The sequence below is a fragment of the Roseovarius confluentis genome, from assembly GCF_002917925.1.
GTDB lineage: Bacteria > Pseudomonadota > Alphaproteobacteria > Rhodobacterales > Rhodobacteraceae > Roseovarius > Roseovarius confluentis.
This window is the reverse complement of the sequence record NZ_PPFE01000005.1, coordinates 1-16,335: the sequence shown is the minus strand read 5'-3', so window position 1 is coordinate 16,335 and position 16,335 is coordinate 1. Positions and strand designations below refer to the sequence as shown.

17 protein-coding genes and 1 pseudogene are annotated in these 16,335 nt (G+C 63.5%); 4 read left to right on the top strand and 14 right to left on the bottom strand.

Translation table 11 applies throughout. The annotated features are described in order from the left end of the window. Positions 1 to 45: 45 nt before the first annotated feature. On the bottom strand, positions 46 to 984 hold the full coding sequence (locus C2I35_RS12925; protein WP_170067207.1) for a zinc-ribbon domain-containing protein: 939 nt from the start codon (positions 982 to 984) through the stop codon (positions 46 to 48). A 165-nt stretch (positions 985 to 1,149) separates the two neighbouring features. On the opposite strand from C2I35_RS12925, the gene C2I35_RS12920 reads away from it, so the two are divergent. The 4 genes from C2I35_RS12920 to C2I35_RS12905 are packed head-to-tail and all read left to right on the top strand — an operon-like array spanning position 1,150 to position 4,055. Next, a complete protein-coding gene (locus C2I35_RS12920; protein ID WP_103763484.1) occupies positions 1,150 to 1,827 on the top strand; it encodes a cell division ATP-binding protein FtsE in 678 nt (225 codons plus the stop codon). A gap of 32 nt (positions 1,828 to 1,859) precedes the next feature. After that, a complete protein-coding gene (locus C2I35_RS12915) occupies positions 1,860 to 2,729 on the top strand; it encodes a cell division protein FtsX (RefSeq protein ID WP_103763679.1) in 870 nt (289 codons plus the stop codon). Beyond that, positions 2,726 to 3,466 carry a lysophospholipid acyltransferase family protein gene (locus C2I35_RS12910; RefSeq protein ID WP_103763483.1) on the top strand — a complete coding sequence of 247 codons (741 nt, stop codon included), beginning with the start codon at positions 2,726 to 2,728 and terminating at the stop codon, positions 3,464 to 3,466. The genes C2I35_RS12915 and C2I35_RS12910 overlap by 4 nt, the downstream gene beginning before the upstream one ends. Further along, positions 3,453 to 4,055 (top strand): pyridoxamine 5'-phosphate oxidase family protein, encoded by a 603-nt coding sequence (locus C2I35_RS12905; RefSeq protein WP_103763482.1) that lies wholly within the window; start codon positions 3,453 to 3,455, stop codon positions 4,053 to 4,055. The genes C2I35_RS12910 and C2I35_RS12905 overlap by 14 nt, the downstream gene beginning before the upstream one ends. Before the next feature lie 222 nt (positions 4,056 to 4,277). Here C2I35_RS12905 and C2I35_RS12900 read toward each other — a convergent pair whose 3' ends face one another. The 13 genes and pseudogenes from C2I35_RS12900 to sucC all read right to left on the bottom strand — a co-directional run. Further along, positions 4,278 to 5,354, bottom strand: a complete 1,077-nt coding sequence (locus C2I35_RS12900) for a Hint domain-containing protein (protein WP_103763481.1) — start codon at positions 5,352 to 5,354, stop codon at positions 4,278 to 4,280. Between the two features lie 474 nt (positions 5,355 to 5,828). Next, complete coding sequence (locus C2I35_RS12895; RefSeq protein WP_146050035.1) at positions 5,829 to 6,131, bottom strand: hypothetical protein; 303 nt, start codon at positions 6,129 to 6,131, stop codon at positions 5,829 to 5,831. A 254-nt stretch (positions 6,132 to 6,385) separates the two neighbouring features. After that, entirely contained in the window at positions 6,386 to 7,774 is a 1,389-nt protein-coding gene (lpdA, locus tag C2I35_RS12890) for a dihydrolipoyl dehydrogenase (protein WP_103763479.1), read from the bottom strand. Between the two features lie 63 nt (positions 7,775 to 7,837). Then, positions 7,838 to 8,221 carry a hypothetical protein gene (locus tag C2I35_RS12885; RefSeq protein ID WP_103763478.1) on the bottom strand — a complete coding sequence of 128 codons (384 nt, stop codon included), beginning with the start codon at positions 8,219 to 8,221 and terminating at the stop codon, positions 7,838 to 7,840. Continuing rightward, complete coding sequence (locus C2I35_RS12880; RefSeq protein ID WP_103763477.1) at positions 8,218 to 8,613, bottom strand: MAPEG family protein; 396 nt, start codon at positions 8,611 to 8,613, stop codon at positions 8,218 to 8,220. The genes C2I35_RS12885 and C2I35_RS12880 overlap by 4 nt, the downstream gene beginning before the upstream one ends. Beyond that, entirely contained in the window at positions 8,610 to 9,155 is a 546-nt protein-coding gene (locus C2I35_RS12875) for a hypothetical protein (RefSeq protein ID WP_103763476.1), read from the bottom strand. The genes C2I35_RS12880 and C2I35_RS12875 overlap by 4 nt, the downstream gene beginning before the upstream one ends. Before the next feature lie 85 nt (positions 9,156 to 9,240). Then, positions 9,241 to 9,474 (bottom strand): hypothetical protein, encoded by a 234-nt coding sequence (locus C2I35_RS12870; RefSeq protein WP_103763475.1) that lies wholly within the window; start codon positions 9,472 to 9,474, stop codon positions 9,241 to 9,243. A gap of 96 nt (positions 9,475 to 9,570) precedes the next feature. After that, a complete protein-coding gene (gene odhB / locus C2I35_RS12865) occupies positions 9,571 to 11,166 on the bottom strand; it encodes a 2-oxoglutarate dehydrogenase complex dihydrolipoyllysine-residue succinyltransferase (RefSeq protein ID WP_103763474.1) in 1,596 nt (531 codons plus the stop codon). A 6-nt stretch (positions 11,167 to 11,172) separates the two neighbouring features. After that, positions 11,173 to 14,130, bottom strand: coding sequence for a 2-oxoglutarate dehydrogenase E1 component (locus tag C2I35_RS12860; protein WP_103763473.1), 2,958 nt, complete (start codon positions 14,128 to 14,130; stop codon positions 11,173 to 11,175). Positions 14,131 to 14,176: 46 nt separating this feature from the next. Next, complete coding sequence (locus C2I35_RS12855; protein WP_103763472.1) at positions 14,177 to 14,632, bottom strand: DUF805 domain-containing protein; 456 nt, start codon at positions 14,630 to 14,632, stop codon at positions 14,177 to 14,179. Positions 14,633 to 14,659: 27 nt separating this feature from the next. Beyond that, positions 14,660 to 15,544 carry a succinate--CoA ligase subunit alpha gene (gene sucD, locus C2I35_RS12850; RefSeq protein WP_103763471.1) on the bottom strand — a complete coding sequence of 295 codons (885 nt, stop codon included), beginning with the start codon at positions 15,542 to 15,544 and terminating at the stop codon, positions 14,660 to 14,662. Between the two features lie 100 nt (positions 15,545 to 15,644). Further along, a complete protein-coding gene (locus C2I35_RS12845) occupies positions 15,645 to 16,136 on the bottom strand; it encodes a hypothetical protein (protein WP_103763470.1) in 492 nt (163 codons plus the stop codon). A 2-nt stretch (positions 16,137 to 16,138) separates the two neighbouring features. Beyond that, positions 16,139 to 16,335: pseudogene (sucC, locus tag C2I35_RS12840) on the bottom strand (succinate--CoA ligase subunit beta); the annotation flags it as partial.

Sequence of the window (16,335 nt, the reverse complement as noted above, 5' to 3'; positions counted from 1 at the left end):
GCGACGAAACTCCGGCGCGCGCTGCACAGCATCCGCGGCACCTTATCAGCCGTCGGCGGCACCGTCTTCGGACAACGAGGTGGCCACGTCCTGAATGAGGTCGTTGAGACCGGCACGCCAGGAATTCACCATCTCGACATAACCCGCCAGCGGATCGGCCAGCTGCGGGACCGCACCGGACAATTGCGGCGCGAAAACGTAAAGCAGCAAGGCCAGAACCGCGACGATGACCGCCAGCCGGAACCCGGAGCGGAAGCCGCTTTTCCCGTGGGCACCGGTGGTCTCGGCGGGCGATGACACGGAGCGCGGCTCTTCTTTCTTGCCGTCGGAGTCAAGCGACGAGTTGATCTCGTCGATATCGGGCAGCAGGTTGCTGCGCGACGAGGGATCGATCTCGTCCAATTCGGCATCGGTTTTTTGCGCCTCGGGTTCGCCACGCAGGCGGGCCATACGGGCGCGGGCCTCTTCCGAGCGGCGCTGGGCGTCGTTGTCGGTGTCCTGAAGTCCAAGCTCCTGCTGGGTCTCGACGGTCCCGCGGTTGTCTTGTTCGCGCGCACGGTATTCACGCTCGGCCTCTTCGCGAAGAACATCGGCCACGGCGGGGTCGATCTCGCGCCGCGTGTGGTCGGTTGCGGGTGCGTGGAGTTCTTCCGGAGTATCCTCGTCCTTGGACCTGTCATCGGCGTCCGCCGGCGGGGTCGCGTCAGGTCTGACGTCGCCGCTGGCCGAGAGGGCGTCGTCTTCCTCGTCTTCCGCGCCATAGTCAGCCTCGGGGTCAAGCCCGGAGGACATGTCTTCTGGCTCGTACTGCTCCTGACTGGCAAGATCATCTGCAGCTGCCGCAGACTCTTCGGGCGCATGGTCGGGATGGTGCTGGAACCAGGTGGTTCCGCAATCGGAACATTGCACGTCGCGCCCGCTTGTGGGAATGACTTCCGTAGGGACTTCGTATTGTGCCCCGCAATTCGGGCATATCAACCGCATCTTGCCACCCGCTGCCTTCCGCCTGACCGGCATACCCCAGCCTATCGTTTGGCGTACCTTACGCACAAATACCGGACCGGGAAAGGGGGCAATCACCGAAGTACCGTAGTCGTTGCACAAGTGTGTCCTGTGGGGCATGAAGGGCAAAACGCATCGGGGGTCGAAGTGATCGAGCTGGAAAACGTCGCCTACAGCTATGGCGGGGGGGAACTGCTGAGTGATGTCTCGCTCAAGCTGCAGGCCGGGTCATTTCATTTCCTGACCGGCCCGTCGGGATCCGGCAAGACCACGCTTCTGAAGCTGTGTTACGGGGCCCTGATGCCCACCGCCGGCGAGGTCCGGCTGTTCGACACGGATGTGCGCGCGATGGAGCGGGACGACATCGCCTATGCACGGCGGCGGATCGGGGTGGTGCATCAGGATTGCCAGTTTCTCGACCATATGAGCGTGGCCGACAACATCTCGTTGCCACTGATGGTGTCGGGGCGCGACCTGCTGGGCGAGTCTGCGAACCTCAAGGAACTGATCGGCTGGGTGGGTCTCAAGGCGCGGGCCGACGCCCTGCCGCCGGAGCTGTCGGGTGGGGAACGTCAGCGGGCGGCGCTGGCGCGTTCCATCATCATGTCGCCGGACGCGGTTCTGGCCGACGAGCCCACGGGCAACGTCGACTGGGAAATGTCGCAGCGTCTGCTGCGCCTGCTGATCGAGCTGAACCGGATGGGCAAGACGATCATGGTCGCCACCCATGACCTTGCCCTGATCCGGGCCGCGAAAACCCATGTCCAGGCAAGGGTGCTGCGGATCTCGAACCGGCGGCTGCAACTGGCGGGGGCGGACCTGTGAAGCTGGATTTCAACCGCGTGACCGAGTTCGTCATGGGCGATGCGCAGGCCGACCGGGTCGTGCCGCCCACAGGATTCACGGCCTCGCTTACGGTGTTCAGCGCAGGCGCTATGGCGTTTCTGGCGGTGTTCGCACTGGCCCTGTCGATGGCGACCGGGCGGCTGGCCGATCGCTGGGGATCGGAACTGGCCCGATCCTCGACCATCCGGATTTCCGCGCCCGAGGGCCAGATGGCGGCACAGACCGCGGCCACGCTGAAGATACTTCAGACGACCAAAGGCGTCGCCTCGGCCCGGGCGCTGGACCCCGACGAACAGCGGGCCTTGCTGGAGCCGTGGTTCGGCCCCGACCTGCCGGTGGATACCCTGCCGATCCCACAGCTGATAGAGGTTGTCGAGGAGGGCGAGGGGTTCGATGCTGGCGGCCTGCGCCTGCGGCTGTCGGCCGAGGTGCCGGGGGCGATCCTGGATGACCATACCCGGTGGCGCCGGCCGCTGGTGAGTGCCGCGACGCGCCTGCGCATGCTGGGCTACATATCCATTCTGCTGATCGGGGCGGCGACGGCGGCGATGATCACGCTGGCGGCCAATGCCGCGCTGGCGGCGAACACGCAGGTGATCGGCGTGCTGCGCCTTGTGGGCGCGCGGGACAGCTATATCGCGCAGGCCTTCGTGCGGCGATTCACGCTGCGGGCCCTGACCGGAGGCGCCGTGGGCACGGTGGCGGCCGGGGTGGCGGTGTTCCTGTTGCCCGCGGCACAGGAAGAGGGCGGTTTCCTGACAGGTTTGGGCTTTCGCGGCTGGCAGTGGCTGTGGCTGCTGGTGATCCCGCCGCTGGCCGCTGCGGTCGCCTTTGCCGCGACCCAGGCGGCGGCCCGCAAGACGTTGAAGGACACACCATGAGATATGCCATTCAATGGGTCCGTTCGGCGATCTACGTGGGCCAGATCTATTTCATGATGCTGCCCATCGGGATCGTGTTCCTGCCTTGGGCGCTGGTCTCGTCCCGGGGCGCGAACGCGGCGTGCAAGGCGTGGTGCGCCTGGGTCCGCTGGACGGGCCGCTGGATGGTGGGGCTGAGGACCGAAGTGCGCGGCACACCGCCCACGCAAGAGTGCCTGATCGTCGCCAAGCACCAGTCATTCCTCGATATTATCCTGATTTTCGCCAGTGTCCCGGCAGGCAAGTTCATCATGAAACGGGAGTTGATGTACGCGCCGATCATCGGCCAATACGCGATGAAGCTGGGCTGCGTTCCCGTGGATCGGGGCAAGCGCAGCCAGGCGATCAAGAAGATGATCGCGGATGTGGGCCGAGGGCGGTTGCGGCCGGGACAGTTGATCATTTACCCGCAAGGCACGCGTATCGCGCCAGGGGTCAAGGCGCCCTACAAGGTGGGGTCGGCGATCCTCTATGAAGAGATGGCACAGGAGTGCATTCCGGTGGCAACGAATGTCGGTCTGGTCTGGCCGCGCAGGGGGATCATGCGGCATCCCGGGACCGGGGTGGTGGAGTTCCTGCCGGCGATCGAGGCGGGATTGCCGAAGGACGAGTTCATGGCGCGGCTGGAAGATACTGTCGAGAGCAATTCCAACCGACTGATGCGCGAAGCGGGGTTCGATCCGGATGGAGTTCATTAACGATATCAAGACGCTGGAAGCGCTCTACGGCACACCCGGCGCGGCCAGCACGCGCAAGGTGGTGCATCGGCTGACGCCGCTTTACCGGCAGTGGATCATGACCTCGCGCTATTGCGTGCTGAGCACGGTTGGGCCGGACGGAACCGATGGCAGCCCGCGTGGGGATGACGGCCCAGTGGTGATGGACCTGGACGAGCGCACATTGGCGATGCCCGATTGGCGCGGGAACAACCGTCTGGATTCGCTGAGGAATATCGTGTCGGACGGGCGCGTGTCGTTGATGTTCATGGTGCCGGGGTCGAACACCGTGGTTCGGGTGAATGGCACCGCGAAGCTGACCGCCGACGAGGGGTTGCGCGCCCGGTTCGAACAAAAAGGCAAGCACCCGGCGACGGTGATCGTGATCGCGATTTCCGAGATCTACAGCCAGTGCGCCCGGGCCACGATCCGGGCCGGGTTGTGGGGCCGGGACGACAGTGACGGCTTGCCGACGGTGGGCGAGTTGCTGTCTGAAGCCTCGGATGGGGACGAGGGCGGCGCGGCGTATGACGCCGACTGGAGCGCCAGGGCGGCGAAGACGATGTGGTAGCTGGTGCAGGGATGGTTAACGCGATTTGGCACGTCGGTATCGCGTCGGTATTTCAGTAGCATCGCGTCGGTGGAAATGACGGGAGGCATGAAAGCTTAACATCACGAGCTGTCCACCGCCGAGAATTTGCCACATTGCCGCAAACGTCAGTTTCGTCGAGCCCATATCGACTGATGCTGCGACGAGCAAGAATGGCGGCTTTCGCAGTTATGGAGGATGGCGCTACTTAACGATGCGAAGTTTACTGGTCGCTTCACGACTTGTATCTCCACCAATGACCTGCCGTCTGAGGCGCATAGTCTCGGAGAGCGCTCTTGCTTCTTGAACCGACAGAAGTCGTCGTGCCTCTGGGTAGGCAATTGATGCCTCCTTGTTACGAAGGGCCGGACAAAGAGAGAGAATTTCTGCGCGACCCAAAGATCCGATACGGCGCAGCGCTTGTGTGCCAGGATACAGCGTCTCAACCGCCAGGCCATTTGCGAGGATGATCTCGTGTCGACTGGTGAAGAGTGTGATGTACTCGATGCTCTTCTTACCGCTCATTTCACGGATGCGTGATAATCTGACCAAACCCTTCGCTGGTGCGAGGACTTCTTTGTACCCAAACAACAAGTCACATAACGGATCACAAACCAGAATCCGATGATCTGGCGACACGACAAGGTCAGCACTCGGTCTCATTTGGTCAAGGAACCCGTCCTTGATCATGATCGGTTTTCCAATCTTTTGCGCAGTCAGATCCAACTCCCGACGACCTATCCAGGTGATCGGAACGCTCCCATGATCCAATGTTTTGACCAGATCACCCACGTGCAGTTCCGCAATGTCGATCTGGCCAGATGGCGTCGCTATCAGCGTACCAGGCGCAAAACACGGGAAGTCGTCAAAATCAAGATTCCCATCATCGTCGCCATCCGGAGACCCGATTTCGTCGGCCTCGGTATAAGTGATCGTTGACGGCCCGACGGGAACCCCGCCGAGATCTATGAGGAAAGGCTGCCCAGCGAGGAGAAGGTGCTCATCGCCCGCGCCGCGGCCCTGCTCAATGTCGGGTTGCACACCGGTTCGCGGCATCACGATGTTGTCGTCCGAATCCAGAATCGTTATGAATTGCCCGTTCTGAAACTCGGTGACTCCCGCGTTTACCTGTTCTACGACGACCGTGAATAACTGGTCCGGCGTACCAAGAGCTTCGACCCCGTTGACGGCTACAACCCTCTCTATCCCGTTCCCCGAGCCTGAAAAGCTTGTATAACGCCCGATCTGATCGCCACGAAGCTCTAGGGTTACCGTCGGCATGCTGTATTCTCCTGGGTTTGCGCGACAACTTAAGCACGATGTCGTCAAGCGCGATAAACTGCCTCGTCGACCTCGTACTAGCAAACCAGGGTACTATCTATCGCATTTTACCTCGCCTAGTTTCGCGCCAGAAGCGGTCGCTCATTGTCCCGCAGCGAATGCCCGGATTGTCCCGCAAAGCGAACGTCCCGCGCGGAATCAAGGTGCAGCTTGCTGCATCGCCGCGCCGCGGCCCGTCGCGCCGGAGGCGCGCATTTTAAGTGACGCGCCTCTGGCGCGATGCGCGGCAACAGCGAACCATCGTAAACTTCATCCGCAGACCAGTCATCCGACGTAGTTCCCTCTGACGCGTAAGCGGTCCGGCGCGTGGGTTTGCACCCATCCTACGATGCTAAGGCGAATGACGGCTTCGAGCCCATCTTGCCGTTAATTAATTGTAGAAGCAGTTTCGGTGGTTCTGTTGTCGTCTCAAACCTACCCCCAACGAAAACCTATCCAGCCTGCCATAACAAAAACCAAGAACACGCCGAATAAAAACACCGCGAAGTGGACGAATCCAATCCGGGCCAAGCGCTTGTACAATCTATGGTGCTCTTCCTTGCGGCTAAGAAAATAGGCCCAAATGAGTGTATTCAGGTTCAGGTTGATGGTTCGGTCACCTTCCGAAATCGCCTCAAATTCTTTCCGGCTTTTGGCTTTCCCAAATGACCAAGCAACCGCGAACATCCATATGAGGATCACGAGAAAGGCAAAGAGAGTGATTGCTTCGATTGACACGTCAAGAATTCCTAGGAGCATTTGACCGACAGTTGCTCTGCAAGGTCTTAGCTTTTGCAAAGGGCGGAATAAGTTTTACCTACATTAAATTCTCCGCCGATCACGACTCGTCCAAATTCAGCTCCACCGGACCGTCAGTAACTAAATTGCCTTAAGCCGCCGACACAAACAAAAATACGTCCAGGGTAGTCCGAAATTCAGGCGATTAGGATCGTACAGCGCGGGCGGAGGATACACTCCGCCCGCTGCTTAAGTTACGAGTGGATCGGCCCGTCGCCGCAGGCCAGGGCCGCTTCGCGTACGGCCTCGGAATAGGTCGGGTGGGCGTGGCAGGTCAGGGCCACATCCTCGGCCGCGGCGCCGAATTCCATCGCGACGCAGATCTCGTGGATGAGGTCGCCGGCCATCGGGCCGATGATATGCGCGCCCAGTATGCGGTCGGTTTCCTTGTCCACTAGGATCTTGACGAAGCCGTCGGCGGCGAAGTTGGCCTTGGCCCGGCCATTGCCCATGAAGGAGAACTTGCCGGCCTTGTAGGCGCGGCCCTCTTCATTGAGCTGCTCCTCGGTCTTGCCGACGGCGGCGACCTCGGGGTGGGTGTAGATCACGCTGGGAATGACACCGTAGTTCACATGGCCGTGCTGGCCCGCGATGACGGATGCGGCGGCCATGCCCTCGTCCTCGGCCTTGTGGGCCAGCATCGGGCCTGAGATACAGTCGCCGATCGCGTAGACGCCCTTGACGTTGGTCTGCCAGTGGTCGTCGGTCTTGATCTGGCCGCGCTCGGTCATCTCGACGCCAAGGCTGTCGAGGCCCAGCCCGTCGGTGAACGGCTTGCGCCCCGTGGCAACCAGCACCACGTCGGCATCGAGCGTTTCCTCGCTGTCGTCCTTGCGCAGCTTGTAGGTGACCTTGGCCTTGGTCTTCATCGCCTCGACGCCCTGAACGGCGGCGCCCATGATGAAGTTCAGGCCCTGTTTCTTGAGCAGCTTGTGGAAGTTCTTCTGCACCTCGCCATCCATGCCGGGGGTGACATGGTCGAGATATTCCACGACCGTCACCTCGGACCCAAGGCGGGAATAGACCGAGCCAAGTTCCAGCCCGATGACGCCGGCGCCGATTACGACCAGTTTCTTGGGCACCTTGGGCAATTCCAGCGCGCCGGTGGAGGAGACGACGGTTTTCTCGTCGATCTCGACGCCCGGCAGGGTGCTGACCTCGGACCCCGTCGCGATGATGATGTTCTTGGCTTCGTGCGTGTCGTCGCCGACCTTGACCTTGCCCGCCTCGGGGATGGAGCCCCAGCCCTTGAGCCAGTCGATCTTGTTCTTCTTGAACAGGAATTCGATGCCCTTGGTGTTCTGGCCGATCGTGTCGTCCTTGTAGGACAGCATCTGTTTCCAGTCGACCGAGGGGCTTTTGCCCTTGAGGCCCATCGACGCGAAGTTGTGCTCCGCCTCGTGCAGCATGTGGCTGGCGTGCAGGAGCGCCTTGGAGGGGATACAGCCCACGTTCAGGCAGGTACCGCCCAGGGTTTCGCGGCCTTCGACGCAGGCGGTTTTCAGGCCAAGCTGGGCGCAGCGGATGGCTGCGACATAGCCGCCGGGGCCGGAACCGATTACGATGACGTCATAGGAAGCCATTAGATATTCTCCTTCGCGTGTCGGGCGTCTTGGTCCCGAACCTAAGCTGTTTGTTTGGAAGTGTCACGATGTGGGGGTGGCGCAGTCCGGCACGGTTTTCAGGATCTGGTGCAGAAGGTCCGTCCACTCGGCGTCGGGGTTGTTTTCCATGAAGCCGATGGCGGGGACGAAGGCGTTCCGGAAACCGGGGTGGAAGGTTTCGCCGTCCGACCACCAGGGCGTGATTGTGCCGCTGACGAGGGTGAAATCGATTGATTTGCCCGGCAGGTCGACGCGGGTGATCTGGAAACAGCCGTCGCCTTCGCCCTCGGGGGCACCGTCGGTGAAACTGTTGGTCTTGTGGTGGTAGTCGCGGTGCATGACGAAATACGTGTTTTCCTCGATCACGAATTCGGCGGCGGCCGGCGTGGCGGTGATCGCCAGGGCGAGGGCGAGAGGGCGGATCACAGCAGCGCGGCCAGGTACATGAGGGCCGTGGCGGCGAAGCCCACCATCCAGATCAGCGATCGCCACGGACGCAGGCCGAGGTAGTAGGCCGGGATATAGGCGATGCGGGCAATGAGGTAGGCCCAGGCGCAGGTCGTGGTGACCCAGGTGGACTGGCCCGAGACGGCGATCACGACGCAGGCGATGGTGAAAAGGATCAGCCCCTCGAAATGGTTGTCCATCGCGCGGCCCAGACGGGCGGTGCGGTCGGACATCTGGCGCGAGGGTTCACGGTCGCGGGCCGAGGTGGTGTAGCCGGGCCCGAGCTCCATGTTGGCGGGCACGGCGTAGAGGGCGAATTGCACCACCTGCAACAGGGCGGCGAGGGTGAGGACGGTGAGTTCTGGTGTCATGCGGCTTGAATCGCCTCTGCTATGGCTTGGGCCTTGGCGTCAAAAGTGCCGGTGCGGGCCGAGGGGTGGGGCGCGCGGATGTGCGGCACGTTGAAATGTTTCAGAACACGGGCGGCATCGTGGCCGAGCGCGATGGGGCGGCGGCCGAGGCGTTCGTGCTGGCCGATGGTTTCCCAGCTGGCGCGGGCGTGGGCCGGGGGGATGGTGGAGGAGCGCTGCGGCGTCAGCAGGTGAAAGACCGGGGTGATGTAGATGTCGGCGCGGGTGAGGTTCAGCAGCGCCAGCACTTTGTCGATCACGCGGTTGAACGGGTTGGTGGAGAGGTAGCCTTGCCGCGTGAGTTCCGCGCGGTGGCGACGCACGGACGGGGCATCGAGCCAGTCCTTGGACACCAGCATGGGGCCGGTGAGGCTGCCGGAGGTCATCTGGATGGGCGAGACATACTCGCCGTCAAAGCCTTCCTCGGCCAGCGTCGGATAGCCCGGCAGGCGAAACGCGCGGCGTGCGGCGACGGCGCGGGCGTATCCGGCGGAAGGGGGCATCAGTGGGCTGCGTCCCGGGCTTGACCCGGGACCTCTGTGTGGGCGAGAGGCCCCGGCTCGGGGGCCGGGGCGGGTAGCTCGTGGCTCATGCCGTCTCCAGCATGTGCGAGGCGGCGGGGCCGTGGCCGAGGCCGGTTTCCTTGTCGACCCAGGCCTTGGCGCGGGCCACGTCGTTGACGTCGAAAAGGACCCAGTGGGTACCCGTGCCCTCGCGCCACATCTGAAGCTGGGTGAGACCGGCATTGGCCCGGTCCTCGGCATGGGAGTCGTGGGTGTCCTGGTCGAAGCTGTCGTAGCGGAGGAGGAGTTGGGTGGTCATGGGGTGGGTCGCCTTTACGCATTGGTGTTGCGGAATGGTGGGGTGAAACCCCACCCTACGCAAACTCGTAGGGTGGGTGAAAACCCACGCGCGACGTCACAGATCCATCAACAACCTTCTCGGATCTTCCAGCGCGTCCTTCACACGCACCAGGAAGGTCACGGCGCCCTTGCCGTCGACGATGCGGTGGTCGTAGCTGAGGGCGAGGTACATCATGGGCCGCGCCTTGATCTCGCCGTTCACCACCATGGGGCGCTGCTGGATCTTGTGCATGCCCAGAATGCCCGATTGCGGCGGGTTGAGGATGGGCGAGGACATCAGCGAGCCGTAGACGCCGCCGTTGGAGATGGTGAAGGTGCCGCCCTGCATTTCCGCCATGGAGAGCTTGCCGTCGCGGGCGCGGGCGCCTTTTTCGGCGATGGCTTTCTCGATGTCGGCAAAGCCGAGCGCGTCGGCGTCGCGGATCACGGGGACCACGAGGCCGGTGGGCGTGCCGGTGGCGATGCCCATATGCACGAAGTTCTTGTAGACGATGTCGGTGCCGTCGATCTCGGCGTTGACTTCCGGAACCTCTTTCAGTGCGTGGCAGCAGGCCTTGGTGAAGAAGGACATGAAGCCCAGCTTGACGCCGTGCTTCTTGAGGAACTCGTCCTTGTACTCGTTCCGAAGGGCCATCACCTCGGTCATGTCCACCTCGTTATAGGTGGTGAGCATGGCGGCGGTGTTCTGGCTGTCCTTGAGGCGGCGCGCGATGGTCTGGCGCAGACGGGTCATCTTGACCCGTTCCTCGCGGCTGGCATCCTCGGCCGACACCGGTGCGCGGGGCGCCTGTGCGGGGGCCGACGCGGCGGCGGGTGCGGCGCTGCTGGCGGCGGCTGCGGCGCGGGCCACGTCCTCTTTCATCACGCGGCCATCGCGGCCAGAGCCTTGCACCTGGTCGCTGCTGAGGCCCTTTTCGGCCATCGCCTTTTTCGCCGAGGGCGCATCCTCGACGTCGCGGCCCGGGGGCGGGGTGGTGTACTGGCCGCCATTGGCCGTGGCCGGTTCGTCCGCCGTCGACCCGGCCGCGTCGCCATCGGGACGTTCGGCGGGTTCGACCGCGCCATCGGCGCTGCCGGACAGCACGGCAAGCTTGCCGCCCGCCTGGACCGTCTCGCCCTCGTTGGCGAGGATCTCGGTCAGCGTGCCGGCGGCGGGCGAGGGGACCTCGACCGAGACCTTGTCGGTTTCAAGCTCGCAGAGCATTTCATCCTGGCTGACGGTGTCGCCGGCTTTCTTGAACCAGGTCGAGACGGTCGCCTCGGACACGGATTCGCCCAAGGTCGGCACCATCACGTCGATATTGCCGCCGTCCGTACCGCCGCTGTTGCCGCTGGCCGGCTTGGCGGATTCGGACTCGGTGCTTTTATCTTCTTTCTTCTCGGCCTTCTTCGGCGCGGAGGCGGAGCCGCTGTCGCCTTCGGACAGGGTGGCCAGCAGGGCGTCGACGCCCACGGTCTCGCCCTCTTGTGCGACGATCTCGGCCAGGGTGCCGGCGGCGGGCGAGGGCACCTCGACGGTGACCTTGTCGGTTTCCAGCTCGCACAGCATCTCGTCGGCCTCGACCGTGTCGCCGGCTTTCTTGAACCAGGTGGCGACGGTGGCTTCGGTCACGGATTCGCCCAGCGTGGGCACGCGTACTTCGGTGGTCATTACGTCTTATCCTTCGATCGTCAGCGCGGCGTCGACCAGCGCTTCTTGTTGGGCCTTGTGTTGGCTTGCGAGGCCCGTTGCGGGCGAGGCGGAGGCGGAGCGCCCGGCATAGACCGGACGGGTATGCTTGGCCTTGATGCGTTGCAGCACCCATTCGATGTTGGGCTCGATGAAGCTCCAGGCGCCCTGGTTCTTGGGCTCTTCCTGGCACCAGACCATCTCGGCCTTCTTGAAGCGTTCCAGTTCCTTGACCATCGAGATGGCAGGGAACGGGTAGAACTGTTCGACGCGCAGGATATAGACATCGTCCAGCCCGCGATTGTCGCGTTCTTCCAGCAGGTCGAAATAAACCTTGCCGGAGCACATGACGACGCGCTTGATCTTGTCGTCGGACTTCAGCTTGGTGTCGGAGTTGCCGTACTGGGCATCGTCCCACAGCACGCGGTGGAAGCTGCTGCCGGTGGTGAATTCCTCGGCCTTGGATATGCACATCTTGTGACGCAGAAGCGATTTCGGCGTCATCAGGATGAGCGGCTTGCGGTAGGTGCGGTGCAGCTGCCGGCGCAGGATGTGGAAATAGTTCGCCGGGGTCGAGCAGTTGGCGACGATCCAGTTGTCCTGTCCGCACATCTGCAGGAAGCGTTCGAGGCGCGCGGACGAGTGTTCCGGGCCTTGCCCTTCGTAGCCGTGGGGCAGCAGGCAGACGAGGCCGGACATGCGCAGCCATTTCGATTCACCCGAAGAGATGAACTGGTCGAACATGATCTGCGCGCCGTTGGCGAAATCGCCGAACTGCGCCTCCCACAGGGTCAGGGCGTTGGGCTCGGACAGGGTGTAGCCATACTCGAAGCCCAGAACCGCGTATTCCGAGAGCATCGAGTCGATGACCTCGTACTGCGCCTGGCCTTCGCGGATGTGGTTGAGCGGGTAGTAGCGTTCCTCTGAATCCTGGTCGATTAGGCCGGAGTGCCGCTGGCTGAACGTGCCGCGGGTGCTGTCCTGCCCGGCGAGCCGCACGCGGTAGCCTTCGGTCAGGAGCGAGCCGAAGGCGATTGCCTCGGCGGTGGCCCAGTCGAAGCCCTCGCCGGTTTCGAACATCTTGGCCTTGGTCTCCAGCAGGCGTGACACGGTCTTGTGCAGCGGCGTGCCCTCGGGCGGGGTGGTCAGGGCGCGGCCGATCTCGGCCAGGGTCTTTTTCTTGATGGCGGTTTCGCCGCGCTGGTAATCCTCGTCCTTGCTGTCGAGGTGGGACCACTTGCCGTCGAGCCAGTCGGCCTTGTTCGGGCGGTATTCCTTGCCGGCCTCGAACTCGTCGGCGAGGTAGGACTGGAACGCGGCCTTCATGTCGTCGATCTCGCCCTCGGGGATGAGGCCGTCCTTGACCAGCCGCTCGGTGTAAAGCGAGAGCGTGGTCTTCTGGGACTTGATCTTCTTGTACATGATCGGGTTGGTGAACATCGGCTCGTCGCCTTCGTTGTGACCGAAGCGGCGGTAGCAGATGATGTCGATGACCACGTCCTTGCGGAACTTCTGGCGGAACTCGGTGGCGACCTTGGCGGCGTGCACGACGGCCTCGGGGTCGTCGCCGTTCACGTGGAAGATCGGCGCCTCGACCATCAGGGCGATATCCGTGGGATAGGGCGAGGAGCGCGAGAAGTGCGGCGCGGTGGTAAAGCCGATCTGGTTGTTCACCACGAGGTGCATGGTGCCGCCGGTCTTGTGACCCTTCAGACCGGACAGGCCGAAGCATTCCGCCACGACGCCCTGGCCCGCAAAGGCCGCGTCGCCATGCAGCAGGAGCGGCATGACGGCGGTGCGTTCCTTGTCGCCCAGCTGGTCCTGCTTGGCGCGGGATTTGCCCAGCACGACGGGGTTCACCGCCTCGAGGTGCGAGGGGTTCGCGGTGAGTGAAAGGTGCACGGTGTTGCCATCGAATTCGCGGTCCGACGAGGCGCCGAGGTGGTATTTCACGTCCCCGGAACCGTCCACGTCCTCGGGCTTGAACGATCCGCCCTGGAACTCGTTGAAGATGGCGCGATAGGGTTTGCCCATCACGTTGGCCAGCACCGACAGGCGGCCGCGGTGGGGCATCCCGATGACGATGTCCTTCAGACCCAGCTGTCCGCCGCGCTTGATGATCTGTTCCATCGCGGGGATCAGCGCCTCGCCGCCATCGAGGCCGAACCGCTTGGTCCCCATGTATTTCACGTGCAGGTATTTCTCGAAGCCCTCGGCCTCGACCAGCTTGTTCAGGATCGCCTTGCGGCCCTCGCGGGTGAAGGTGATTTCCTTGTCGTAGCCCTCGATGCGTTCCTTCAGCCAGGCGCTCTCTTCGGGGTCGGAGATATGCATGTATTGCAGGGCGAAGGTGCCGCAATAGGTGCGCTTGACGATCGCGAGGATCTCGCGGATCGAGGCGACCTGAAGGCCCAGCACGTTGTCGATGAAGATGGGCCGGTCCATGTCGGATTCGGTGAATCCGTAGGATTTCGGGTCAAGTTCGGGTCGGTCGGGCGTCTCGCGCAGGCCCAGCGGATCAAGATCGGCGGCGAGATGGCCGCGGATGCGGTAGGCGCGGATCAGCATCAGCGCACGGACGGAATCGAGCACGGCGCGTTTCACGGCATCGTCCGAGACCTCGACGCCCTTCTCGGCGGCCTTCGACTTGATCTTGTCGCCGGCTTGTCGCGCCTCGACCTCGGTCGGGTACTCGCCGGTGAGGGCGCTGGTCAGGTCATCGGCGGGCTGGGGCGGCCAGTCGCCCCGCGCCCAGCTTGGCCCGGCGGCTTCTTTCTTGACGTCCGTATCGCCATCGCCCAACTCGCGGAAGAAGGCCTGCCACGCCTCGTCGACCGCATTGGGGTCGTTGGCGTATCGCGCGTAAAGCTGTTCGAGATATTCCGCGTTGTGCCCCTGCATGAAGCTGGAGGCGTGGAACTGGTCGTTGGGGGATTGGTCGGTCATGGGTGTACCTTGGCTAGCTTGGACTGACTTTCGCGCGTTGCTGGTGTCAGGGGGCGGGAGGTGGTCCGTATTCGTTGGGTTCCGGTTCGGAGGGGCGGGTGAGCCACCAAATGAAAACGATCGCGATGATCAGGCCGATGATCCCGAAGATAGCGCCGAAGAACGCGCCGCCCAGCGATGGCATACGGTGTGGCATCCCGGGGTCGCCATGCATGCCCGGGCCGCCGAAGCCGACCACCCGCATGAACAGGTTGTAGATCGACGGGATCAGGAAATACCAGCCGGGGCGGCCGGTATCGTGCATCCGGCGGAAGCCCACCGCCAGAAGTGGCAGGAACATTCCCAACGCGTAGATCAGTGGCAACAGGGGAAAGAGCGAGACAACCAGCGCCCCGATGAAATAGGCGAGCAGAAACCACCAGAATTCCGAGCGCGACGCCCGGCCCGAGAAGTCCATGTACTTCTCGGTGAGGCAGGTCTTAACGCTGGTCTGGAAGTCCATCAGCTTTCTCCTGTCACTGTTGCGCGGTCACTTCCCGATAGCTTCGAGCACGGCTTCGCCCAATCCTGCGGGGGACTCGGCGACGGTGATGCCGGCGGATTTCATCGCCTCGATCTTGTCGTCGGCGCCGCCCTTGCCGCCGGCGACGATGGCGCCGGCGTGGCCCATGCGGCGGCCCGGAGGCGCGGTGCGGCCCGCGATGAACCCGGCGCAGGGCTTGGAGCGGCCTTTCTTGGCCTCGTCCTTGAGGAACTGCGCCGCGTCTTCCTCGGCGCTGCCGCCGATCTCGCCGATCATGATGATCGATTCCGTCTCGTCATCGGCCAGGAACCATTCCAGCACGTCGATATGCTCGGTGCCCTTGATCGGGTCGCCGCCGATGCCCACGCAGGTCGACTGGCCCAGGCCCACGTCGCTCGTCTGCTTCACGGCCTCGTAGGTCAACGTGCCGGAGCGGCTGACCACGCCGACGCTACCGCGCTTGTGGATGTGGCCGGGCATGATGCCGATTTTGCAGGCGTCGGGCGTGATGATGCCGGGACAGTTGGGGCCGATGAGGGTCGAGCTGCTGCCCTCGAGCGCGCGCTTGACGCGCATCATGTCCAGGACCGGGATGCCCTCGGTGATGCAGACGATCAGCGGGATCTCGGCGTCGATCGCTTCAAGGATCGAGTCGGCGGCGAAGGGCGGCGGCACGTAGATGACGCTCGCATTGGCGCCGGTCTCGTGCATGGCCTCGTGGACCGAGTTGAACACGGGCAGGTCCAGGTGCGTCTGGCCGCCCTTGCCGGGGGTGACGCCGCCGACCATCTGCGTGCCGTAGGCAATGGCCTGCTCGGTATGGAACGTGCCCTGGCTGCCGGTTAGGCCCTGGCAGATGACTTTGGTGTTTTCGTCGACGAGAACGGCCATTGTGGCGTCTCCTTCCTTGATGATCTCTTCCCCGGCGACCGGGGTTATGTTGGTCTTGGCGCGCGGGGCTCAGCCCCCGCGCACGGGTATTTCAAACGCCTCAGATGCCCGAGGCATAGCCCAGGTCATAGGCGGTCAGGGTGCGGCCCGGGGTGCCCCTTATCACCAGGATCAGGTTGCCCTTGGCGCCCAGGTTGTAGACGCGCGCGGGCGGGGTGATCCGGTCGGTCATGCGCGGCGCGCCGAAGCGTTCGGTCATGGCCTGTTCCAGCGTGTAGACGTTGCCCGGAAAGCGCGCGCTGACGGCGCAGAACGTCCGGCCCTCGGGCGTGCGGGTGACGGCGGCCGAGACGGATTCGGTCGGCGAGAAATTGCGTCCGCCCTCCTCGACCGTCAGGCCCTCGGCCACCATGCGCGCCTTGGCCCCGGCAAAATCGGGGCGGGTCGGGCCGCAGATGCTGTCGTTCAGGACAATGGCCCGGTCGAGGCTGACCGGGTCGGTGCCGGAGCGCGAGATGCCGTCGCCGCCTGTTCCGCAAGCGGCAAGCAGAAGCGTGGCGGCCAGCAGGCCAAGGTTTTTCGAACGCGCCATCGTCAGCCCTTGACGGCTTTCACGATCTTCTGGGCGCCGTCCTTGAGGTCGTCGGCGGCGATCACGTCAACATCGGAGTTGTTGATGATCTCCTTGCCCTTCTCGACATTGGTGCCCTCGAGGCGCACGACCAGCGGGACCTGAAGCCCGACCTCTTTCACGGCCGCGACCACGCCCTCGGCGATCACGTCGCAGCGCA